The 24,499-nt window shown below is 35.7% G+C and carries 22 protein-coding genes and 1 pseudogene; 8 read left to right on the top strand and 15 right to left on the bottom strand.

The genetic code is table 11. The features are described 5' to 3' along the window. Window positions 1-46: 46 nt before the first annotated feature. From I5818_RS04085 to I5818_RS04075, 3 genes are all read right to left on the bottom strand, one after another. Complete coding sequence (locus I5818_RS04085; protein ID WP_078110452.1) at window positions 47-583, bottom strand: chromate transporter; 537 nt, start codon at window positions 581-583, stop codon at window positions 47-49. A 10-nt stretch (window positions 584-593) separates the two neighbouring features. Then, a complete protein-coding gene (locus tag I5818_RS04080) occupies window positions 594-1,250 on the bottom strand; it encodes a chromate transporter (RefSeq protein ID WP_235849699.1) in 657 nt (218 codons plus the stop codon). A gap of 70 nt (window positions 1,251-1,320) precedes the next feature. Beyond that, a complete protein-coding gene (locus tag I5818_RS04075; RefSeq protein ID WP_209391860.1) occupies window positions 1,321-2,466 on the bottom strand; it encodes an ROK family protein in 1,146 nt (381 codons plus the stop codon). 198 nt (window positions 2,467-2,664) lie between these two features. Between I5818_RS04075 and I5818_RS04070 the strand changes: the two are divergent. Together I5818_RS04070 and I5818_RS04065 are read left to right on the top strand one after the other, a co-directional pair. After that, window positions 2,665-3,660, top strand: a pseudogene (locus I5818_RS04070) (IS1595 family transposase). Between the two features lie 62 nt (window positions 3,661-3,722). Then, the gene (locus I5818_RS04065; protein WP_078110450.1) at window positions 3,723-4,262 is read left to right on the top strand and encodes a GNAT family N-acetyltransferase; all 540 of its coding nucleotides are present in this window, start codon (window positions 3,723-3,725) and stop codon (window positions 4,260-4,262) included. A gap of 128 nt (window positions 4,263-4,390) precedes the next feature. Here I5818_RS04065 and I5818_RS04060 read toward each other — a convergent pair whose 3' ends face one another. Beyond that, window positions 4,391-5,110: a YoaK family protein gene (locus I5818_RS04060; protein ID WP_071974800.1), complete on the bottom strand. Its 720-nt coding sequence runs from the start codon at window positions 5,108-5,110 to the stop codon at window positions 4,391-4,393. Between the two features lie 210 nt (window positions 5,111-5,320). On the opposite strand from I5818_RS04060, the gene I5818_RS04055 reads away from it, so the two are divergent. Further along, on the top strand, window positions 5,321-5,926 hold the full coding sequence (locus I5818_RS04055; protein ID WP_235849697.1) for a hypothetical protein: 606 nt from the start codon (window positions 5,321-5,323) through the stop codon (window positions 5,924-5,926). Here I5818_RS04055 and I5818_RS04050 read toward each other — a convergent pair. The 4 genes from I5818_RS04050 to I5818_RS04035 all read right to left on the bottom strand — a co-directional run bounded on the left by I5818_RS04050 (window position 5,923) and on the right by I5818_RS04035 (window position 10,825). After that, window positions 5,923-7,515, bottom strand: a complete 1,593-nt coding sequence (locus I5818_RS04050) for an acetolactate synthase large subunit (protein ID WP_078110449.1) — start codon at window positions 7,513-7,515, stop codon at window positions 5,923-5,925. The two genes, I5818_RS04055 and I5818_RS04050, sit on opposite strands and share 4 nt — an antisense overlap. A gap of 282 nt (window positions 7,516-7,797) precedes the next feature. After that, entirely contained in the window at window positions 7,798-8,667 is an 870-nt protein-coding gene (locus tag I5818_RS04045; RefSeq protein WP_078110448.1) for an ROK family protein, read from the bottom strand. 171 nt (window positions 8,668-8,838) lie between these two features. After that, entirely contained in the window at window positions 8,839-10,044 is a 1,206-nt protein-coding gene (locus I5818_RS04040) for a hypothetical protein (protein WP_078110447.1), read from the bottom strand. A 64-nt stretch (window positions 10,045-10,108) separates the two neighbouring features. Next, entirely contained in the window at window positions 10,109-10,825 is a 717-nt protein-coding gene (locus I5818_RS04035) for a YiiX/YebB-like N1pC/P60 family cysteine hydrolase (RefSeq protein ID WP_078110446.1), read from the bottom strand. A gap of 313 nt (window positions 10,826-11,138) precedes the next feature. Between I5818_RS04035 and I5818_RS04030 the strand changes: the two genes are divergently transcribed. Next, window positions 11,139-11,828 carry a YjjG family noncanonical pyrimidine nucleotidase gene (locus tag I5818_RS04030; protein ID WP_209391932.1) on the top strand — a complete coding sequence of 230 codons (690 nt, stop codon included), beginning with the start codon at window positions 11,139-11,141 and terminating at the stop codon, window positions 11,826-11,828. A gap of 114 nt (window positions 11,829-11,942) precedes the next feature. Here the strand turns inward: I5818_RS04030 and I5818_RS04025 are convergent, their stop codons facing one another. The 7 genes from I5818_RS04025 to I5818_RS03995 all read right to left on the bottom strand — a co-directional run bounded on the left by I5818_RS04025 (window position 11,943) and on the right by I5818_RS03995 (window position 20,308). Further along, a complete protein-coding gene (locus I5818_RS04025) occupies window positions 11,943-13,046 on the bottom strand; it encodes a threonine aldolase family protein (RefSeq protein ID WP_209391859.1) in 1,104 nt (367 codons plus the stop codon). A 238-nt stretch (window positions 13,047-13,284) separates the two neighbouring features. After that, entirely contained in the window at window positions 13,285-15,417 is a 2,133-nt protein-coding gene (locus I5818_RS04020; protein ID WP_071974783.1) for a cellulose biosynthesis cyclic di-GMP-binding regulatory protein BcsB, read from the bottom strand. After that, window positions 15,414-16,685 (bottom strand): glycosyltransferase family 2 protein, encoded by a 1,272-nt coding sequence (locus I5818_RS04015; protein WP_078109581.1) that lies wholly within the window; start codon window positions 16,683-16,685, stop codon window positions 15,414-15,416. The genes I5818_RS04020 and I5818_RS04015 overlap by 4 nt, the downstream gene beginning before the upstream one ends. A gap of 1 nt (window position 16,686) precedes the next feature. Then, window positions 16,687-18,042 (bottom strand): DUF2334 domain-containing protein, encoded by a 1,356-nt coding sequence (locus tag I5818_RS04010; RefSeq protein ID WP_169846874.1) that lies wholly within the window; start codon window positions 18,040-18,042, stop codon window positions 16,687-16,689. 5 nt (window positions 18,043-18,047) lie between these two features. Next, a complete protein-coding gene (locus I5818_RS04005; RefSeq protein WP_078109583.1) occupies window positions 18,048-18,389 on the bottom strand; it encodes a hypothetical protein in 342 nt (113 codons plus the stop codon). Further along, window positions 18,379-19,230 carry a diguanylate cyclase domain-containing protein gene (locus I5818_RS04000; protein ID WP_078109584.1) on the bottom strand — a complete coding sequence of 284 codons (852 nt, stop codon included), beginning with the start codon at window positions 19,228-19,230 and terminating at the stop codon, window positions 18,379-18,381. Before I5818_RS04000 ends, I5818_RS04005 begins: the two co-directional genes overlap by 11 nt. Next, window positions 19,214-20,308, bottom strand: coding sequence for a glycosyl hydrolase family 8 (locus I5818_RS03995; RefSeq protein ID WP_139358100.1), 1,095 nt, complete (start codon window positions 20,306-20,308; stop codon window positions 19,214-19,216). The genes I5818_RS04000 and I5818_RS03995 overlap by 17 nt, the downstream gene beginning before the upstream one ends. A 278-nt stretch (window positions 20,309-20,586) precedes the next feature. Between I5818_RS03995 and I5818_RS03990 the strand changes: the two genes are divergently transcribed. The 4 genes from I5818_RS03990 to I5818_RS03975 all read left to right on the top strand — a co-directional run bounded on the left by I5818_RS03990 (window position 20,587) and on the right by I5818_RS03975 (window position 24,494). Continuing rightward, window positions 20,587-21,417, top strand: coding sequence for a hypothetical protein (locus I5818_RS03990; protein ID WP_071974777.1), 831 nt, complete (start codon window positions 20,587-20,589; stop codon window positions 21,415-21,417). Window positions 21,418-21,622: 205 nt separating this feature from the next. Beyond that, the gene (locus tag I5818_RS03985; RefSeq protein ID WP_078109586.1) at window positions 21,623-22,741 is read left to right on the top strand and encodes an ABC transporter ATP-binding protein; all 1,119 of its coding nucleotides are present in this window, start codon (window positions 21,623-21,625) and stop codon (window positions 22,739-22,741) included. A 2-nt stretch (window positions 22,742-22,743) separates the two neighbouring features. Further along, window positions 22,744-23,682, top strand: a complete 939-nt coding sequence (locus tag I5818_RS03980; protein ID WP_209391931.1) for a carbohydrate ABC transporter permease — start codon at window positions 22,744-22,746, stop codon at window positions 23,680-23,682. Then, complete coding sequence (locus I5818_RS03975) at window positions 23,679-24,494, top strand: carbohydrate ABC transporter permease (RefSeq protein WP_078109587.1); 816 nt, start codon at window positions 23,679-23,681, stop codon at window positions 24,492-24,494. The genes I5818_RS03980 and I5818_RS03975 overlap by 4 nt, the downstream gene beginning before the upstream one ends. Window positions 24,495-24,499: the final 5 nt, after the last annotated feature.

The raw sequence follows: 24,499 nt of genomic DNA, 5'->3' as shown, positions 1-24,499 counted from the left end.
TGCTTTAATATGTACTACAACCATTTTTCATGATCTTAGCAATCTATCAAAAAATGATTATTCCAATAATCCCCGCGAATAATATAACAAGAGTTGGATGTATTTTGAAATAGGACAGGCCCACTAATGATGCAAGAAAGAGGAGAAATAAACTGACCATGTGCCAAGATACATGGAGTGAAATCACGCCGTTTTCTATAGCAAAATGAATGGCTGCATAAATAATCAAGCTTGTTACAATCGGGCGCAATCCATAGAATGCAGATTGCAAAAGTTTATTTTGATTAATTTTATAAAAAAACAGAGCAATGATTAATACAAAAATAATCGATGGAAGAGTGATGGCGATTGATGATACGATAGCCCCAGGAATTCCTGCAACCTTATATCCAACCGCTGTGGCACTGTTTGATGCAATGGATCCTGGTGTCATTCCCGCAAGAGCAACGATATCGGTATATTCAGTTGTGGTTAACCATGCTTTTTTTGTTACCTCTGCCCCTATTACTGGGATCATTGCGTAACCCCCACCAAATGAAACGGCTCCAATTAATAGGAATAGGGTAAATAATGAAAATAACATAGTATTCCTCCTACGTCCTCATTTCCTCATTCGGTACGTCATATATAGATTCTTTGTTTTTTTCTGGATTGTGGTCTAATCGAACCGGTATATTCATTAATTCCTTGACTTTTACAATCATAATTCCCAATAATGCACCTGTAACAATAACAAAAATAGGATGCCAATGGAATACAAGCATCATAATGACCATCACAATCATTAAGATGAAGGTAGATTTATCAAGGATGGAAGTTCGTGCAATTTTGATTGCCGCATAAGCTATCAAAGCTACAACTGCTGCTCTGATCCCTAAAAACGCTGCTTTTACATGAGGATTTCCTTCAAAAGAAACAAAAATAATATTAAGAAGCATCACAATGAGAAAGGTTGGAAGTAAAACTCCAATCATTGCAGCAATTGCTCCACGTACCCCTGCAATCTTATGGCCAATAAATGTGGCTGCATTCACTGCGATTGCACCGGGAGCCGTACCTGAAAGGGCAAACATATCAGACACTTCTTCAATTTCTACCCATTTCCTCTTTTTCACCACTTCCCTTTCAATTAAAGGAATCATGGCATAGCCGCCTCCAAATGTAACTGGTCCAATTTTAAAAAACACCCAGAACAATTGAAAAAGTAAGGACCAATTTTTTTTCATCCAATCCCAGCTTTCTATTTTCATTTTACTATCCACATGTTATCACACTTTTGACCAAAATGGACAAAAGTGTCCAAATAATATCCTACATACTTTATTCATTAAAAAATTGATCAAATACGAATATAGCAGCTCCTAAACATGTTGCCTTCTCCCCAAATGATCCCTTTTTAATGCTAATTTCCTTCATACATGTATGGTTTCTCGCCACTCGCACTACCTCTTCATAATACTTACGATCATGATAAATTAATTTACCATGCAGTAATACAGTATCAGGGTGCAAAGCATTGATCATATTTGCAATTCCGATTCCATAATAACGTGCTGACTCTAAAATGATCTCCTTCACAGCAGGATCCTTACTATTTAATAATTGATCCAAAGAAGGAGAAATTCCTTTCTCTTTCATCCTGTCAAACAACGCGCCGAAAGTTACATACGAGCTTAAACATCCCTTATTCCCACATAAGCACGGTCTACCATCTGCTTGAATCGTTATATGTTCGAATGTGCTTGCCGCTCCTTGTGTATTATAGAATAATTGGCCCTCCTTAATAAATCCGCAGCGTATACCATAGCCACTTATACAATATAATAGACTTTCTCCCTGTAATGATTGATTTGCGTGATACTCAGCTAGAGCGGCTGTATTAGCCCCATTATTCAGAACAACTGGAACATCAAAATGACCCTTTAGCATGCTCACAATAGGGATATTGAGCCAACCCTTTGCTGGAAATGCACTAGGATTGATTATTACTCCATTTTTTCGATCAATTGGACCCACTGCCCCAATTCCAATCCCTAACAATGGATCGACACGATACTGTGTTAAAAGATGTTCAATTCCTTCTATAATTAATTTAATGGTCACTTCAGGTGTATGTTTATTTGTAATCATAAACTGATCTGCTCCGACCGGTTTAAAGCTCAAATCAAATAACATGATTCCCACATGCGTTCTCGCAATTTCAACTCCCACTAAGTACCCAGCATCAGGGACTACCTCATACAGAACAGATGGTCTTCCACCATTTGATTCAGCAACGCCACATTCCCGAATTAGCTTCCTTTTTACCAGCTCTGCAACCATCCGGGTCATCGTCGTATTAGGTACATGAAATCGATGAAGCAACTCTACTTTTGAGATGGAATCCTTTTTATGTATCAGCTTGTACAAAGCTTTTTTTACTTGATTCTTTTCACTAACATCATTAAAAAAATCCCTAGTCAACATTTTCAACTCCTCAAAACTAAAAAGGATGATTTTATGGTTCATAATAAATATACCATCTTCATATATAAATGAAATGACTGGGATCTATATTGTTCTTTTTAATGATAGCTATGTTAAATAACTCTGTTGATATTCAATTACAAAGAACATTTGTTCTATAATAAATGTATGAAATTAGACGAGAGCGAGTTGTAAGGGATGGCATTGAAGGACATCATTCAAGAAATCAAAAAGTTGAGTACGGCAGACCAATACCACCTTAAAGAGTTTTTTGTAAACTTTTTGGCATCCTATTCGGGAAGCGAACCTGTATTTAAAGAGGTTCCAAACGAAAGCATAAAGATGGATTTACCTGCTCTCATTGCCATTCTAATAACGCTATTCGTTTCGGTAAATATAACGTAAAGATGGGCAGTCAAACATTGGAACGTCAGCGTTACCGATGCAAGGATTGTGGAAAGACCTTTACTGATATGACGAATACTCCTCTTTATCGTACTCACCTGCCACACAAATGGTTGGAATTTGTACAGTGTATGATAAGAAGGCTATTCTTTACAGCTATTAGAGGTTCATTATTTAACATTATTCTATTGGAGACACAAACTCCTTTCACCATTTAAAGAGATGGACTTTGAACAATTTGTAGGTATCGTTGAAATGGACGAGACATATTTTCTGTACTCGGAAAGGGGGAAAAAGGAAAATAGAGGGTTGAAAAGCTCGTAAAAGTGGTGGCTCATTATCACAACGAGGCATTAGCAAGGAACAAGTCTTTGTTCTTGTAGCAAGAGACCGTCAGAAAATAACATATTCTAAAGTGGTTGGTCAGGGACGGATTGTGAAAACCCGTTTGGAAGAAGCAATCGGCTCTAAGTTGTCTCCTAACAATATTCTTTGTACAGATGCGTGGCGGGCATTTATGACCTACGCAAGAGAAAAAGGACTTGAGCATTACTGATTCAGATGGTAAGGAGCGAATCCAGGGTGTTTACCATATTCAAATTGTGAATACAGTCGCTTGAAAGTCTGGCTAAATCGGTTTAATGGCGTGGCTACCAAATACCTCGACCATTATTTGAGTTGGTTTCAATTTTAGACCAAATTAAACACCGAAATGATGATACAACGGTTAGTAAGATGATTTTTAAAAGCTGCTTGTTCTCAACTGATACTACCTATGATAAACTCTGATTATCAGAATTTTCCATATAGACAAAGTTTAAAAATAGAATAAACCAACAGGGGGAAAGAGAATGAAAACAACTGAATTACCGAAAGTCTATTTAAGAGAATTAACTCTAAATGATGTTGATGACCGTTTTCGATGGTGTCTTGATAAAGAAGTCACAAAGCATTTAAATATGCCAGAGAAATATCCACCTTTTAGTAAAGAAGAAACTAAGAGTTGGATTAAAATGTGCATTAACAAAACAAACGGATATGAACAAAAAGCCATCGTAACAGAAGAAGGAATGCATATCGGTTGGATAGATTTGAAAAACATAGATAAACTCAATAAACACGCCGAATTAGGAGTAGCAATAGGTGATAAAACCTACTGGGGTAAAGGTTATGGGTTCTCCGCAATGAAAGAGATGCTTCAATGGGGTTTTAATGAATTAGACCTTAACAAGATTTGGCTAAGAGTAGAAGTTGATAATGAAAAGGCAATAAAGTCTTATAAGAGAATTGGGTACGTTGAGGAAGGTATATTGAGACAAGACAGATTAAGAAATGGTGAATTTGTTGACCGTTTAAGAATGAGTATTCTTCGACACGAGTTCTTCTGTTAACGGGAGGTTAAATAGAAAAAGGGAACTTTAAATATAATGTAGTTCCCTTTATTATATTCAAAATCAACATTACTCTTTAACATAGCTTTAATAATAAATTAAGTATACTTGCCGAATCCAATTTAAGATCATCTTTCATCCAATTTCATTGCTTTTTTACTCCTTCTAAAATATCCTTTATGACTGTGATACAGGAGAATAGAGATAATGAGTAGGGCGGAGGCAATCCAAATAGCTCGATCCCCTATATGCATAGTCAAATATGTTCCTGTTAATGCACCAAGGAGGAAACAAAGAATAATTGAAATGAATTCTTTAAACTGGTTTTTCGCTTCCTGATCACGTTCAACGATTGCTGAGTATGCTGCTTGTGTTGCAGTACGAAGATTTCCTGTAGTTACTGTCGAATTATAGTTCCATTTATCCAGCTTATTAAATGTGGAAATCTGCATCGATGAGACAAATGCGATACATACGGTTACAACCATATTGGGTACACTTTCAGGCAATGCTCCAACGATGAATAGAACGATACATTCCAAAATTAATACAAAGCGTCGATAACTATACACGATTGCCCGTACGCGTGGAATCTTAACCGTTTCAGCCACTAAAACACCGAGAATAAAAGCTAGAATAGGGGGAATAAATCGCACCGTCTCCTTCCACTCCCCTTGTGCAGCCCTTATTCCCAAAAGAACCATATTTCCCGTCTGAGCATTCGCAAAAACTCCATCCCTACTCACATACGTATAAGCATCCAAAAACCCACCAACAATCGCCAGCAAAATCCCTAAAAAAACCGAATTCGACGACAACGATGGAATCATCCTTCTTTTATTTTTCATTATCTGCTCCTATTTTGGGGTCAGACCCCCACTGTTTTAACGTATTAAAGTAGTGGGGGTCTGACCCCCTCATACACAAATACTTTTAATCGTTAATATACTATAGTAGTGTTTTCACATAAGTAGCTGTTGCAACTAGTTTACATATCTGATCAGGTCACTTGAAAACATGGAAAGATTGAATTAAATATGTAAACGAGGTGTGTTAATGTGTATTTTTTTTCTAAAGTGAATGATATGCTGCAAGTTTATCAAACTGCTTACCGACGCGTATCTAAGCTTAAGCAGTTTCTATTAATTTCTCTATTTTCCATCATTACTTCAATATTGCAATCTGCTGGTGGTTTTATACCAGGAGTCGGTTATTTTATTAGCCCTTTCGCAACAGCTCCCATTCTTTTTTGTTCCATGCTCAACATCCCTTTTGGATGGTGGACATATTTATTTACCAATTTATTACTTCTATTCCTTCAGCCCAGTGAACTTGTCATTTTCCCTTTTACCACCGGATTATTAGGACTTGGTTTGGGAATTGCTTTTAATCTCTTTGCCAAACGATTAAGCATCATCTTCTTTGGCGCATGTTCCTTAACTATTGGCATTTGTTTACTACTATATGTGTTTAATTTCCCCGTTCTCGGACCCGCCATTTCTCATATTATGTCTATTTATACTGGCATTTGTATCTTCATTTTTTCTTTCTTATATAGTTGGTTATGGATGGAGATTGGGTTAATTTATGGTGAAAAAATTTCCGAACTCAATGATTTAAACTTTAACGCTTTAAAGAAGTGGGGGTCTGACCCCTCGTCCTAATTATTTACGCAAACATCAAATAAACATAACTCCTCTGGCGATTCAATGACTTTTTTCAAGCTTTCTTCAAAATCCTTGAAAGTTGTTATTTTTTTCCCTTTCACTCCGAAACTTTCTGCAAGCTGGGCAAAATCCGGATTACTAAAGGATACCCCAAAGCTCTCACCAAACTTTTTATTCATCATCACCTGTTCCAATTTCAATATAGAATCGTTAAGAATGATGATGATGAAAGAAAGACCTAACCGTTTCGCAGTTTCAATTTCAGACATATTCATTAATGCCCCTCCATCCCCTGTAATACAAATTACGGGATCGTTAGGGCAAGCTAATTTCGCTCCAATAGAACCTGGTATAGCAATGCCCATGGAAGCAAGTCCATTTGAAAGAATTAATCGATTTGGTTGCTTCGGCTGATAGGTTCGAGCAATTGATATTTTATGTGAACCAACATCAGAAATAACAATTGTATTCTCCACACATTGTGCCTCAATAACCGCCAACATATTTTCAATTGTTAATAATGGAGAGACTTGAGATATTTTCTGACCAATGTAATAGGATTGTTTAATTTTTTCCCGTAAGTTTCCAAAAGGTTCCCATGCCTTTTTTTCGATATTAAACTGGTTCAATTGCTGCAATATGTGCTTAATACTTCCGATTAATTCCACTTCCACTGGATAATATTCATTATTTTCTGCAGGCATTGAATCAATATGTAGAACAGGGAGCTTCTTTTTATTCCACTCCTTTGGAAGTGCTTCTACAAAATCAAAACCAATGACAATTAAGAGATCTGCCTCCTCAATTCCTTGTAAAACAAGATCCTGCTCACTAAATCCAAACGTAAAGAAATTTTGCGGGTGTTTTTTTGCCAAGACTCCTTTTGCCATAAAACTATGAGCAGCAGGTGATTGTAAAGCATCAATAAACGTTAGTAGCTCATTTGCAGCTTGTTCTCTTACTACCCCGTTGCCTATCAAAATAAACGGCTTTTTATATTTTCGTATCACAGCCAATGCATCTTGAAATATCTCATTAATTGGGATGGTTGGAGGAATCATTTTTACAGGTAGTGGCTTGTTCGGGATCTCCTGTGTAGCCAAGTGCTCAGGAAGCTCAATCACAACAGAACCCGGCTTTGTCATGTTTGCAATATTAAATGCCTTCCTAATGGTGGTAGGGATGGATTGGGACTCTTTGATTTGGGTGGACCATTTTGTTATAGGCTCAAATATTTTTACAATGTCTACATACTGATGAGATTCACTATGCTGTCTTTCAAAAGGAGCTTGTCCTGTTAATGCAACAACAGGAGAATGATCCAGATTTGCACTAGAGATCCCGGTCAATAAATTGGTTGCGCCAGGTCCCAGGGTTGCCAAGCAGACCCCAGCTTTTCCAGATAATCTCCCGTAAACATCCGCCATAAAGGCAGCACCTTGCTCATGACGTACATTGATAAATTTAATTTTGGTTGACCTTGCTAAGGAATCAACGATATCCAAAGTTTCTTTCCCTGGAATACCAAAAACATATTCTACCCCTTCATTTTCTAAACATTGAACAAGAACATCACTTGCTTTCATAGCTACCTCCTATAAAGCGTTCCTATTTTGTTTAGTTTGTGGATAAAATCGTTTGACATTCAAGTAACGTCAACAAAACAATAGACTTTTTTACAAAAAAATTTAATAGAAAGAGGATGACGGTGAAATTTGAAGATTACAACGTGGAAATATGAAGTTTTTTTATAAAAGAAATTACAAATTATTCCCCTAATTAAATGTGGACAATCTAGTGAAACACTCACCAATCTGGTGGAGAAGCATTGCTTCACCGCTTTAACGGAGTGGGGGTCAGACCCCCTATTACTCTTTAAAAAACGGATAAACCGCACCATATAATGCAGCATCATTGTAGAGCTGCGCAGTTTTGAGCTCAGTTTTCAGAAAATCATCAGGTAAAAATAGGTGAAGTTGTTTTTGTATATGGTGTAATAAATAGTCACCTTGGCGAGAGATTCCTCCTCCAATTAAAATGCACTTAGGATCAATTAATAAAATGATTTGTGCTAAACCCTTGGCTACTTCCTTGCTCCAATCTTCTATAATGGAGACACATAGAACATCTCCTTGTTTAGCTCTAGTGAACACTTCTTTCGTAGATACTCCTTCACCAAATTCCTCTTTTATTCCTTTATTTAAAGCAGAAGTGGACGCTCTCATTTCATAATTTGTTTTTGTCATCGGATCGAATAATAAATATCCGACAGAATTTGCCTGGTGATGAAAGCCATCAATGATGTGATGATGAAAATATGCACCACCAATCCCAGTTCCTAAAGTTATACAATATACTTGATTTTGTTTTTTTGCAGCTCCCTGCCAAATTTCCCCTAGAAGCGCAGCGTTTACATCATTTTCTACATGCACAGGGAGCTGAAAAATTTCAAAAAGTCTACGCTTAAATTCAGTGCCTCTATAATGCTTAATTGTAGGACCAGCGTAGATGATTTCTCCCTTCACCCGATCAACAATTCCTGCAGTACTGATTCCTACACCATGAATAGATGTATGCTGAAGTGATGATGCTATGATTGCTTCAATTTGTTTAAGAATCGCATCATCGATATTTTCCTTCGTTTCTATTTGCTGATGACCATACAAGCCCTTTTTATCATCCATGAATGCATATTTAATAAAGGTACCACCAATATCGATTGCTAAATAATTAGCCATAATCCCCTTCCCCACTCGCTTGTTTATTGTATGTTTTACCTTCTAAGTCAACAAATCCTACTTGTACAAAAGACGAACCCAACACCATTTACCCTCGTTCAATTCACCCTCAAACCGAGGGGACAGTCCCCATTCCATTACCGCTGTAAAGTAGTGGGGGTCTGACCCCCACTACTTTAACATCTTAAAATCATAAGCATGAATGGTTTTTCCTTTTACTGATGATAGGATTTCTTCTAATCCATTAATCTTAATTTCCTTTATTTTTTCTCCGGTGTTTAGAGAATATTGTTCTATATAATAGTGATTTTCTCGTTTTTCATTATATCTCATTACATACAATTGACCATCTTCGAAATAGGTTCCTTCATTATGCCTTATCCCATCTTTTGAGGCGTTTGTAATGTTAAATTTTATTTTCACCTTATGCGTCTTTGCGTCAAAGGAAAAAACCTCTCCCAGTCCATTTATATAGTAAAATTCATTACCATATACATAAGCAGAATTTTTCGGATTAAACGGCACCGTTGCATATAAATTATTATTATTTCGATATGTAGCCAAATTTACTTTTTCTTGATCCAATGTTTCTTTATTGATCCGGAAAAGTACAGTGTTCTCATTAGTATCATTAATAAATTCACTAAGAACAATATAATAATAATTTTCGTCAGCTACAATAGGGGATAAATTTGCATAGTCCAAGCCTTCTTCATTTTTTAACTGGACAATGTCCTGCACCTTTAAATCATCATTCGTAAACAAGACCCTTCGAAATTCATATTCCTTCTCAATATCATTCGTTAATAGAATGACCTCATTATTGTCCACACCAGATGCTAAAATATAATGCGGAATGTTTCCTTTCTGAAATCCATTCTTATTCCCAAATAACACATTTGAGTCGTATCCATCTATCCCTCTTTCATTGTTTACACCCGTATTAAAAATACTAAAATATAAATTTGGTTGTTCTAAATATCCAGTTCTTTCCCCCGTATGCTGTTCCTGCTTCATCTTAAACTCTCGATACGATTCTCCGACGAGCCGAATTTTGTTCTTGTCGACCAGCATAATATCATGCTTATTTTTCGCAATTGTCCCTAGTTCTAAGCTTTTCATTTTATATCCAACGGCGTTGCCTTTATCCTCAATAAATACAGCATAACTTACCCCTTTATTATCTGTATCTTGATCAATCGTTGATGAAAAATATAAAACAGCTTGTTTATCCTCTAAGAAATCCTTTTGCTCAATACTCTCCTTATCAATCATATGTGTTTGATTACTGCTTTTATTAAAAAATAAAAAGTAAATGAGTCCTCCAACTAAAGCGATAAATATGATAATCAATAGTATTATGATTGTTTTTTTCATTATAGCCCCCTATTTATTTGAAAAAGGCAATAAGTTTCGTTTCCTAACTTATTGCCTTTTGTCTTTATATATTACGAACTAGTTTTGTACCAGGAGCATCGCGAACATCTCGAGGGTACACTCCTAATCCCTTATCCTTGTCTAGATCTAAGTTTCCATTTAATTTATATGCAGACCAAATTAATTTAGAGCAGTTTTTCGCTCCATTATGACCGGTTGACCGATTAGTAGCAAAGTTATAAGAATATTTCTGTCCTATCTGACTATAAGCCCAATTCGCTGCACCATTCCGATTAGCAGTAGAAGTAGTGACCGATTTTACACAAGCTCCACCTTTATCCACTAGGCGATTAGAAGTAGATATTTTACGAACTCCAGCACTCGGTACAGATTCAACAATAGTACTGCTAGCATAATACAATCCAACATGACCATGATTTAAATAAGCCGTTTGTGAATCTGTATAGAAAAAATTCCCCTTCGTACTCGTACCTACAGCTACCGTTCCACCACTACCACCACTTAATCGATTTTCATTTTCCGCCAAATCAGCATCATTTTTAAGTTCCTGATAAATTTGTTCTAAAATTTCTTCCTGCGAATTTCCTGTTTCTTTTGCAATAGATTCTACATCAGCTAATAACTCATCAGAAGTAACATCTGGCTGCATTTGTAAGATATCGTTTAAGTAGGGTATATCATCACTTGCGGCAAATACACTTGGAACAGAAGATACTACAAGACCAACAGCCAAAATACTTGATAATAAAATTTTTTTCATTAAAATTCCTCCTCGTATTGTAGGCTTTCTTGCCGTTCTAACAAAACTTCCTGTGTATTCCCTACCTCCCCCTTAAAAAACCAGAATAACACGCAAAATAATCATACATTTTTGTAAAAATATTGTAAATATTACAAAATTACTATTTAAAGGAATTTAAACATGACTTTAGATAGGGGGTCAGACCCCCACCACTTCACCGCTTTAAAGAAGTGGGGGTCTGACCCCATCTGAAATCTAATGTATAATAAAATAGATTAAGTATTTATTGCAGCTAAGGTGACTATATCAACATAGAAATGGAGAAGTAATGATGAGAAAATATCAGACTTTATTATTTGATGTGGATAATACTTTATTAGATTTTAGTGCAGCTGAAGAGGAAGCATTACGGTTGCTCTTTAAAGATCAAGATTTTCCTTTAACTATTGAAGTTAAAGATCAATATAAAAAAATCAATCAAAGTCTTTGGCGTTTATTCGAGGAGGGCAAAATTGATCGTGATACTGTAATGAATACCCGCCATTCACGACTATTTAAAGAATACGGGCGTGAAGTTGATGGGGCATTATTGGAAAGCAAATATCGCAAATACCTTAGAGAAGGACATCAGTTAGTTGATGGAGCCTTTGAATTAATTAATCATTTGCATAATCATTTTGATTTGTATATTGTCACGAATGGGGACTCAGAAACACAACACAAACGTTTAAAAGATTCTGGTTTATATCCTTTTTTTAAGGAAATATTCGTATCAGACGAAATTGGTTTCCAAAAACCACAGAAGGAGTTTTTCGATTATGTCTTTGCTCGAATTCCTAATTTCTCTGTAGAAAAGGGAATAATTATAGGAGATTCTTTAAGTGCAGATATTAAAGGAGGCTATTTATCAGGTATTGATTCATGCTGGATCAATCCTGAAATACTACCAAATGATACTAATATCATTCCAACCTATCAAATACAAAAACTTGATGAACTATACCATATTTTAACTGTCTAAATTCCCCTATGTCTAAACAGAGCTTCTTTATATAAAAACTACTAATTAAAACTGCAAAAAAGAGGAAGTCATTTTAATGTACTTCCTCTTTTTAAATTTTATCACTATACTACTTTAAAGCAGTGGGGGTCTGACCCCCAATAATTCATTCAAGCTTTTAAATACCTTTTTCAAATCTTCCTTCGGTATTTTCGCATATTGGTCACCAATACTTACCTCAAAATAGCAAGAATCCTTATTGATTTCTGTTAAGTAGCTCGTTATACCGATACCTGTTTCTTGATAGATAGCTATTAGGAGCGGCTCAAGTTGCTCTTTTGCAACATTAATATGAACATGAAACATATTTGAAACCGGTTCAAGAGGTAGCGTTGATATTGTATGACATTGATTAAAAAAACTTGCTAATTCTTTGGCATCCTCAAAGTACCTATCCATTTTATGAACGCGCTCATCAAAATAAAAATCAGAGCTGATGATATATGGATAAAGGCTGATAAGATCTCCCCCATGGCGTCTTTTCCATACTTTAGATTTCTCGGTAAAGTCTTTATCACCCGCTAGTATTGCACCTGCAATCCCACCAATCCCTTTATAAAAGGACACATACACACTATCAAATAAAGCGCATATTTCCTCTGCAGACTTTTGATAATACGGAAGAATTTCGAATAGCCTTGCCCCATCTAAATGCAGTTTAATTCCTTTACTCCTGCAAAAGTTTGAGATCTGCTCTAAAGTTTCATAGTCTGGTAGCTGCCCACCAATTTCTCGCTGTGGTAGTTCAAGCAATAAACAAGAAATATCTCCTTCCATATTCACTACATCATCTAATTCAATTACTCTGCTTTTATCAGCAAGTAACACGGGTTCGATATGATGCAATTCCTTTAGGCCATCCTCCTCATGAATCTCTAAATGACTAAGGGGATGATAAGCCACTTTATTGGAACCTTTTTCATCACACCATATTCGTAACGCAATTTGCTGAGCCATTGTACCACTAGGGAAAAATACAGCTGCTTCTTTGCCGAGGAAATTTGCTAGCTTCATTTGGAAGTTTTCAATAATCGCACCATTTCCATAATGGTCACTATCTATTTCACCGTTTAAGTCCATAAGTACCTTTTGTAATACTTGAATATTTCTTTTCCCATGTCCGGAAATTTGATAATTTGTTTGTTTAAAAGCTTCCAATAATAGATTACTGATTAGCATTTTTTTAACTCCCATCTTCGTTGTCAGCGATTTTTCAAACAAAATAAATCGTCTTCAACAACTACTAATTGAATTAACACTCTCTTTATATAAGAAAATGGTAATACATTTAGGCTATAATAAAAAGATTTATCAGATAAATATTTTGGTATCTTTAAGAGATACAAAATAATATTGAAACAAAATTACTTTTTCGCTTTAAAGCGATGGGGGTCTGACCCCCCATTATTGACCCTTCCTATTCTTTTCGCTTTCCTCTTTTTCTTACAATAATGATTAATAAGGCAATAAGGAGGATTAGTGCAACAAATTCAATGATCCACAATATAGAGAAATCGCGGCCTTGTTTCTTTCCTTTTTCCTCTGCCTCTTTTTGATCTTTTATTTTTATTTGTGATGCGTTTGAAAACAGCTGGTTATTATTTGACTGAACAATAATTGTAGATTCTTCATCATTATTTACTAGATAGTCGAGAAATGTTTTCGAGATCAACGGTGTAGATGATATTTGGTGATCTAAAACAAGAATACTATTTTGTTTAGGGCTCCAAGGATTTGGTTGAATCCAACTAAACAAATCAACTGATTCAGGTATAAAACCATATTTGTTTAAGTCTGGCTTTGATTTCTCTTTATATGTGATCTCTAATTGATCATTTACTTTGTTTAAAAGTGGTTGTAATGCTGGTCCTCCAATAAAGATCGCGTTCGTATTTTTCAGCTCATTCACTTCTACTTTATCTGCAGATGTTAATGTTATCTGCGGTAATTGCCCATTCATACTAAGCGATAGGTATAAAGCAAGAAGCTGTTGATCCTCTACTTTTACCGTTTGAGGTAAGATAATAGTTGTTTTACTATCCTTTCCACCGAAAGGTAGAGGATAGGCAGCGAATGTTGTGTCCCCTTCATCCTTTTGATCCTTTGACGGGAAATTGAAAGAGCTATCATCGGATATATATATCCAGCGATTTTCGTCTGAATTTGTACAAGAATTTTTTTGATTTAAGCCATTCGCAACAAATTGTATATCCATCATGCCATTATCTTTAATTGTTTTTGCATCAATCGGTATATTCACGGTGTATACACCATTCTCTGCATTTTTCAATGTTCGCAAATCAACCGAATGAGGAACATCATTGATGAATACAACTAATTCAACCTCTCCCCCATTTATCGTTTTACCCATTTTCTCATTGGTTGGCAAAATCGTTTCAGAGCGTTTTAAATGTAACTTCAGAGTAGATGTTTGTCCAGAATGTAAAGATTTCGGTAAGTAGTAAAAGTAATGCTGACTTTTCCCTTGCGTACTATCCAAAATAAAATTTCCCATACCAAATTGTTTTAGTGTAACTTGACGATGATTATCTGTTTCTTTCCAATTAGGGATCGTCTGAATAGACATTTGATTACCCGATAATTGTTTCATCCATTGCTGATTAGTTAGTACACTTACCCGCTTCTGAATTTCTCCAGGTGTTTTTGCTGTGACAAATAATGCTTCCACTTTATTTTTCCCATTTACAAGCTTATGACGCGAAAGCAAGAGTGATTGATTATCAGTTGGTAAAGATGCTTTTTCCATTACTTGTTTCATAAATGGTGTGGAAAATTCCGTTTGTGCCCCGATGAATAGAACATTTCCTCGAAGACTTTTTACATTAGATTCCCGAACCATTTGAACTGAACCCTCTGTATAGGATTGCTCCCTTAAATAGGTTGCTACCATTAACCCACTATTCAATGTTTCCATTGATGCCTTATCTGGTAGTATGATGAATACTGGATTCGTTGAAGTACCTTGAAAAATATCTGGATAATCCTTTAAGGATTGCTTGATATCGTTTATTTGTCCATTTAGTTGGATATATGAATTAATACCAATATTTAACCAGTTACCGGAAGTTCCTTGATCAACACAAACACCTTCCTTAATGACACCATGGTAGGAAACCTTTACACTATGACTCCCTTTTTTAAGAGCATTACCTGTAAGTGGAAATATGATCTGGCCCTTTTCATTTTGACTATTTAAAGGCTTTGATGTGATCGTTTGTCCATCGACACTTAACGTTAATGATGAAGGCGAAATCAGCATTTCAGAATGAGTGAAATCTAAGACTAGTTGATTATTCTGTCCTTTCGCATCTGAAATGTTCTCATAATAAAATGTAACCTCTTGTTCTGGTCCAATTAACTCAATCGGGCTATTTGTTATGGAATGCCGTGTTCCTACATTATTTTGACCTTCTATTTCCATACCTTGTATAGGAATTTCAGTCAAGGTCTGTGCCGCACTATTCAGCTGTCCCATACATAAGAAGAAAATAATTAATGATGTGATAAATATTATTCTATTGTTTTTCATAAGGAACCCCCTTTACCCTTCTGATCGAACCGTTCTGTTTTATACCATTTTACCTCTTGGTGAAATAACACACGTTTGATTTCAAGGTAAAGTGCATATATAACAAGAACAATCCACATTTGCGAATAGGTGAAATACATAAATATGACATAAAAAAAGTTTTTAAGATTCATTTCTGCTTTTTCAATACTTAGTGTAATCATGACTTCTGTTAGGAAAAGCAGAAAGGCAAGAACCCATAACGCTAAAGAAACATTTCCAATCGTCAGCTGTAAATCGTAGAATAGATTAATGATGAATAGAACATTCGATACAATTACACCAAAGAAGAAAAGAAAATAAGTGAAGAAAAAATAAAATAAATCAAATATAATTCTTTTTCGCTTTAATTTAAAAAATTGGCTTAGAAATTTTAACACGACATACTGATTACCGCGTGCCCATCTGGTTCGTTGCTTCCACCATACCTTTAATGTTTCTGGCTCTTGCTCCCAAGTAATCGCTGCTGGAAAAAAACGAATATGATAGCCTAAATTATATACGCGAATCGTTAATTCAGTATCTTCCGCTAATGCTTTTACATCCCAGCCTCCAAGCTCTTCAATAATACTTCGACGAATGGCAAAGTTAGTCCCAGGTATCGTTGCCACTTTGAACCATTTCCATCTGCCCCCCTGGGCCATCCATTGAAAACAGATTGTTTCAATATTAATAAATCGTGTTAACCATGTTTTTGCTGCATTAATTACTCTAAATTTACCAACTATCGCTGCAGATTTAGGATCATTCACAAGTCCCATAACAAGATACCAAATGGCCATTCGCTCTGGTGTATTGTCCGCATCATAAACAGCAATAATCTCGCTTTCAGATTGATATAATGCTTCATTTAAAGCAGATGATTTACCCTTCCCTCTATTAGGAGGCTTTGTTTCTATCATTCGAATAAAAGGATATTTTTCAGCGAACTCCTGAACGATTTCTCCTGTACGATCTGATGAGTTGTCATTAATTACGATGACTTCTAGCTTATCTTTGGGATAGTAAAGGCGAGACATCGCTTTTAAGGTCTGCCCGATAACTACTTCCTCATTATGTGCTGGAATGAACACACTTACAGTTGGGAGATCAACCATATTTTTCTCCCATTTCGGGATGATTTTTTCATATGTCTGAAAGTGGCGATAACCACCTTGCATTAAGAACATATGATATAGCAACATGACCCAAATTAAAATAAGAGCCATGTAGAATAATAGATTAGCCATGTTAATTCCTCTCCTCAAAAAGTCTTTTTCGTAATCTTGCTCTAAGACCTAAAATGTAAAAGAAGAAGACAAGTATGGTGAGGGATACAATGATTGCTAGAACCCATAAGACAAGGTCAAAAGGACGTTCTTTTATATTTTGAAAAAAGAGCTTATAACCATTTATTGATGATGTTACCTGTATGGGTTTGTCTTTTTCCTGCTTAATCTTTACATGATCAGATTGAACGGTTTGCTCTGTTTTTCTTAGATCAAGCCATTCGACATTTGGAACTGATTCTATTAATTCCACCATATGGGGTAAATATTTCAATCCGATATAAGGATGATAGAAACCGCCAATCATGGATCCCGGTACTTTCTCAAGCTGTTTTAATTTCGTCTCCATCTCTTGATACGGATCGCTTAATGTCGGATCAATAAATCCAATCGTTTCTGGATACAGTGTCATCCCTGAAGTGATAGCTGGCTTTGATGCAAAGAGTGGAGCGGACATGACCTCCCAATTTTCATCACTCAATTGAACTTGTCCAAAAATAGAAGAAAAATACTCGGAAGTAACATGATAGCCATTTGGACTCATCGCATAGTGTGGTGCCTCAAATGCAATAGGATAAAGACCTAATTGCGTTAAATGTTCGATTGAATTTGTCAGCTTTTCGTCTATATATTCTTTTTCCAATCGATTCATCTTGTTTAAATATTTTTGATACTCTTCCTCTGATGTAAAATCCAAGCTATTCTTCATTTTTGGCGGTGTTTCATCTGTATTTTTAGTAATAATTTTTTGATTTAATTTAGCATCCCAAAATTCAAATCCTTCTCCTGTTTCTTCATGACGGTAGGAATGAGTATATCCATGAGCAATGATCATCCCTCCACGCTTTTGAAGCTCTTTTAACACCCGAACAAGTTTTTTATTACTTGCAAGAGTTGTATATTCACCCGTTTCACTATTTACATAAACAGGGATAACAGCCATATAAAATGGAATGTTATGCTCTGATAAATATTCACCTGTTTCTTTTAAAAGCTTAGGATCTGTGATCGGTGAAATATCCTCAAGACGTATATATGCCTGGTGAACATCTGGTGGTTTCTGGTCTAGTAGGCTATAAAGGGATTGGGATACTGAATATTTCGTTTCTGTTCTAAAAGCTGTTGCCGCAATATATGATAATTTCCCCTTTTTAACAATAAAAGGAAATCTTTCTCCTAGATTCTCTCCGGTAGAAAGAATTTCACTCTCCTCTGGTGGAATAACATGAATAATTGATAATATCGTTTCTAAAGAATCATTATCTAATTTCCTTATCGATTCGGGACCGACAAATTTCCATTGCTTATACGGCTGCAATTGCTCTACATTATGACCAATTGCAATGATTCGTCCTTTAAAGGATTGAATTGCGTCCCTCCTTTTCTAGGAACCTTTCCTTTTTCTTCTCCCATAAACACGATGACATCACTTTTCTTCAGCTTATTAATGTTCACTTGGTTCGCTTCCACTAAATCAATCTTTTTAGCAAAAGCTGCAAGTGTTGCTTCTAAAAATAAAACATCAGAATTCGGGAGATGATCTTGGGTCATATAGATGAATGTCATTTTAGGAAGTGTTTCTTCTGCATGGGTGGTTGGAACAATTGCGATTAACTGCACTAGCATGGCCAATACAAAAATGGACATCAATCGTTTATAGTTCACGATAGACCATCTCACTTTCTACTTGCTGAAGCAATGCACGGTAATCCGCAACAGCGACCTCTTGATCGTAGACGATATGACCTGAACGGAACGACAATGTTACATATTTTTCATTTAATAATTGATGTGTTTTAAGTGTTTCAGCTAGTTTTTTATATATCACCTCAACAGAATGATCATCTGTATTTGTTAGAAGTAACGCGAACCGATCCTGATCATAACGAAATTTTCTATCTGTTATCCTCATCGTTTTCTCAATGGTTTTTGCCAGTTCAGACAATAAGTGACTCGTTTCCTTTTCTCCATATAATTGTTTAAACTTAGCAAAATAATCAATTTGCAATAGAATCAGGGTAAAAGCTGCACCATATCGATCCGTTCGTTTCATTTCCGCCTGTACTTCCATTTCCATCCTAAATTTATTATCAAAACCAGTCTCAACATCCACAGCTACAAATTGTCTTATCTCTTCCTGTAATCGACGATTTTTTTCACCTTGATTGATAAATATATCATGTACACGTCCTGTTAGCAGGATACAAATAATTAATGCAACCCCATAACCTAAAAAGAGAGGTAAAGGAAAAGTAACCTTTGGTGTATTAGTCATTTCTAAATAAAAAAGAGTAGTTCCAACTATAAATATAAATAGGAAGCTGCTATATAGCCCCTTCACCGTACCTAACATCATTGTCACACATAGGAGTAATACAAAAAATCCTAATAATAGAAAGCCTACGGTTCCTTGTTTCAGTAATAAAAAGGATGGAATTTGTACGACAATTAACAGAATGACCATTAGAAGGAGAGCAATTTTTTCCTGTTCAAAATACTTTTTCATTCATTCCTCTCCTTTCTGCAATAATTGCTAATAAATTATCAAATGAATGAGTATCCTTCGAGTCAACATCAATATAGCCACCATAGTACGGTGATTTCTTTTGATTTTGACGTAATGTAAGCATTTGAGAATAAAGCTGTTGCGCAAACTCTCTTTCATCTATTTCAATACACATTAAAATAGCCAGCGCATAAACTGCTGGCGCCTCATACTGTACGATCGGCTGAGCTGTTTCACTATCATATTGTCCATATATTTTTCCATTTCCTTCTTTAAAAGCCTTCTTTGCAAATTGAAGTAAAGGGCTAACATCTCCCCCCCATTGCGCTTCATGAAGACCAACATAAAATTGATCAATTAAATTCACTTTTTGATCATATGAATATTTCCCTGTTTTTATATTGTATTCCTTCGGATAAAACCCTATCTTTGAGTGTGGTGCTTTAAGTAATACATCTTTTGTCTCTTCGTACATTTCATCTGATAGGATTCCAACTTTACTCATTCTCTTATAGCTTTCAGGCATGATATAACTTAGGGTAATAACTTCCCCTTTATCGTCCATATTAGTTAAATCTATGTAATCTACCATCAATTGATCAACTGATTGATTGCGAACAAGACTTTTACTCATTTTTTTTGCTAGGTTTGTATAGAAAGGGGTCTTCCATTTTTCCCCCGCTATGTACAAGCTGTTGACTATTCTTAAATCATCGATTGAAGCATTAACAAGGTATTTTTTTGTCCCTTCTATTTTCCATGGGACTAGATGATCCTTCGTTAAAAAATTCTTTTCCAGTATGGCAACTTGTTGCTTAAATTGTATAGAATCATTTTTTTCGATTAAATACTCAAGCCAAAGTCCAACAGATTCAGATAAATAAACATTATTTTGATCTGTTATATTCGTTTGAATGAATCCTTCTTTATTAAGTAGATAGTTTTGAATAAATGTTTCCGTAGCAAGGGAGGCTTTTACAGGAGTTGACTGACTCTTTTCCGAAAAAACACACACGACAACGATAATCACCCCTAACACCAACAGTGATAACAATCCCCTAATCAACCAAGCTCTCATTTCACAATTCCTCTCTCATGTGCCAAACTAATTTATATCATAGTTACATAGTAACCCGTTCCATATACCTAGTAAACAAATTTTCGCTATGGTAATTAGTGGGGTCAGACCCCCACTGCTTTACCGCGTTAAACGGCAGGGGGTCTGACCCCCTGTTCCAGAGTCCTCAATTGACAATATCAATAAATGATTATTCCTTTAGATGAAAAGTGACGATAATTTGGTAAAATAAGGATCACTATATAATCTTATATCCCTCTTAAAAGGAGTGATTCTCTTTGAAAAAACCACTATTTTCGATACTTTTATGTATGTTTATTGCTATCATCACTACAGGATGCAATTCAGTTGAAGACAAATTATTAAAAACTGAAATCTCCAAAATGGAGAATGATAAAAAACTTACGAAAGAAGAGAAAAAATTAATAAAGGAATCACAGCTGATTAATTATGTTGTAGAAACATATGGTACATCCATTGATATTACTAAATACGAAGTCATACCTGAAGAACCTGAGGAAGCTCCCCCACTGATTATTATTTATATAAAAGATCATAAAGGTCGTTATCAATCTTCGGTCAATTGTGAAATGAACTATGAGGAAAAAGGGAAACTAGACTGCAAGCCATATGATACTTATTTTACAAACCTCATGAATAAAGAGGCCACCAACTATATAAAACCATTGGTAGCAGCTTCATTTGGAAACTTAAAGAAGGAAGTAGAACATTTTGCCTTCATTAATATAGATAATGCGTCTGAAAAGAATTTAACATTTCGGGAGAAACCCAATTATAAAAAACTGAAAGGGAAATTACCAATTTGTGTTTCTGTGAGGTTGATAGATGAGAAATTAAAAGCAGAAGCATACTACAATGAAATGTATCACTTTATCCAAAACTTTAATAATCAATCCCATATAAGATTAGATTCTAATTGTAACGGAGTCTCTTTGTATATTAGAGGAAAAATAAAAGATAATTTCGGAAATGCCGATGTTAAAGCAATAACCGTAAAACAACCAGAAATCAACAACATCAAACAACCAAATGACTTAAAAAAATTCACCAAAACATCCAACCTCTTTGAAGCTGGCTATGAAATGTAGGGGGTCAGACCCCCACCGCTTTACCGCGTTAAACCACTGGGGGTCTGACCCCCTAAATGACCCCCTAAATAAACCGCTAATATTAATTTCATATTAATTCTATTAATCTTCGGTAAAACCGCTGTGAAGTGTCAGTAAATTTACATTTTTTATTTAGATATTGTGTTTTAATAGGCTTGCAGTGGTGATAACAAGGAGGGGTTTGATGAGTCAGGTTGAGTTATTGGATCTTTCGAAGTCTTATGATAAGCAGAAGGATATTTTGAAAGAGATCAATTTATCCATTGAAAAGGGGGAGTTTTTTGTCTTGGTAGGACCTTCTGGTTCAGGGAAAAGTACTTTGCTCCGAATGATTGCGGGACTTGAGGAAATTTCCGGTGGATTTTTAAAAATGAATAATGAACCAGTAAATCACCTTCCACCAAAAGACCGCAATTTATCTATGGTCTTTCAAAATTATGCACTATATCCACATTTAACGGTCGAACAAAATATCCTCTTTGGTCTCAAAGCAAGGAAAGTCAATAAACAGGAACAACAAAAAAGATTAAAGGAAGCTGCCGAAATGGTAGGTCTAACTGAAATGCTCAAACGCAAACCAAAGGAGCTTTCTGGTGGTCAAAGACAAAGGGTTGCACTTGCACGTTCGATTGTTAGTCAAGCACCACTTTGCTTAATGGACGAACCTCTTTCCAATTTGGATGCAAAGCTGCGAGCTAATATGCGGATTCAAATTCGCAGATTACAAAAAAAGCTTGGTTTAACTACCATTTATGTCACCCATGATCAAGTTGAAGCGATGACGATGGGCGATCGAATTATGGTATTAAATGATGGCAAAATTCAACAGGTTGGAGAGCCGATTACTCTTTATAACGAACCAGCCAATTTGTTTGTCGCTTCTTTCATTGGGTCGCCAAAAATGAATATGGGAACAGCTATTTTTGCATCGAAAGCAAAAAAACTAACGATCGAAAATGATCTTTCCATTTCTGTAGATCCAGCTATAGCCCAAGGGCTACCGAAGGATAAGACACTTACGATTGGCATTCGTGCAGAGCATCTTTTACCCGGAACTACAGAAAATGCCACCCATTATTTAGAGGTAGTAAATGTAGAGCAATTAGGAAATGAAACCACCATTGCCTTTGATGTTGGCACTGAATTATGGACAGCAAAATGGCCTGGACAATGGAATATTCAAGTAGGACAAAAAGTTCCTATCCACCTGTCTTCAGACTATCTATTATTCTTTGATACAGAAACAGGAAATCTCATTCGCTCAGCTACCCATGGAAAGAGCCAAGGGGGCATAGCAATATGAGTATGTCTAGTGTAGCCATTCAGACAAATGAATTAAATCTACAGTACGTTGAGCAAGTAAAAAAGAAACAAAGAATTAAAAACTTTTTACACGGGCTATTATTTCTTTTACCATCGATTCTGCTATTTAGTATTTTTGTATTTTACCCTATGATCCGAACGATTTATTTAAGTTTTTTCTTAACAAATGCAAGTGGTGAAACTACAGTATTTGTCGGATTGGAAAATTACTTGAATATGTTTACGTCTCCTATTTTTCTAAAGAGCATCCAATCCACGTTCTTATTTGTGCTATATACCGTTCCAGCGACCATTGTGATTAGCTTATTTTTAGCCATTATCGCGAATGAAAAATTAAAGGGAATTGGATTTTTTCGCACGATTTTCTCCTCAACAATGGGAATTTCAGTAGCAGCTGCATCTGTATTTTGGATGTATTTATTTAACCCTACTATGGGATTACTCAATCAGTTTCTTCAATCAATCGGTGTCGAATCGATTGGCTGGCTTACTGATCCAGATTGGGCACTTTTTTCTGTTTCAGTTACTACGGTTTGGATGAATATAGGCTTTACTTTTCTCGTTCTTTTGGGAGGGCTACAATCGATCGATTCCTATCTTTATGAAAGTGCTGATATTGAGGGTGCAGGTTACTTTTATAAGCTAAGGAGAATTACACTTCCCATGCTTTCTCCCACCCTATTTTTTGTCTTAACCGTATCGATCATTAATGCTTTTCAAACATTTGGTCAAATTGATATTTTGACGCATGGCGGTCCACAAAATGAAACAAATTTAATTGTTTATTCCATTTATCGCGAGGCATTTGTTAATTATCAGTTTGGATCAGCAAGTGCTCAAGCCGTTATATTATTTATTTTGATCCTACTTATGACCGCTCTGCAATTTAAGCTTGGTGAAAGGAAGGTTCATTATCAATGACCATGTCCTTTAGAAAAAAATTAATCTTCTATGTTTTACTGACACTTTCAGCATTCATCCTATTTGCTCCTACAATGTTGGCAATAGTGATGAGCTTTATGACCAGTCAAGATATCTTAACAGGCAGTGCGCCCAGAACACTTATTACAGATAATTTTACACAGGCTTTCGAACGTTTTCCTTTATTTCAATTTTTATTAAATAGCTTGATCGTGTCGATCGTTATTATGATTGGTCAAATCATTCTATCCAGCTTAGCAGCGTATGCCTTTGTTTTTCTAGAATTCAAAGGAAGAGATTTTCTATTCTATCTATTCATCGCTACGATGATGGTGCCTTTTGAAGCATCAGTTATTCCAAATTTCCATATCATACGTGATTTAGGATGGATTGATACCTATCAAGGACTAACGATTCCTTTCTTTGCAACAGCTTTCGGCACATTCCTCCTTAGGCAAAATTTTAAACAAATCCCTAAGGAGCTTAGGGAAGCTAGTCAAATTGCTGGGATGGGAAATTTCAAGTATTATGTCACGGTTGTTTTACCTGTTGCAAAAAGTAGCCTAATCACATTAGGAATATACGGATTTCTATCATCCTGGAATATGTATCTTTGGCCACTTTTATCGACGACCAATGATTCCGTACGGACTGTCCAAATCGGTTTAAAGCAATTACAATCCCAGGAGCAGCTAAATGAATGGGGTGTCATGATGGCTGGGGCAGTAATTGTGATTATACCTACTTTAGTTCTTCTATTCCTCGGACAGAAAAAGCTGCAAAAAGGATTAACCGAAGGTGCATTGAAGTAATCAAG

This window comes from Heyndrickxia oleronia (assembly GCF_017809215.1).
Taxonomy (GTDB): Bacteria; Bacillota; Bacilli; order Bacillales; family Bacillaceae_C; genus Heyndrickxia; species Heyndrickxia oleronia.
This window is presented reverse-complemented; position numbering and strand designations above follow the sequence as displayed.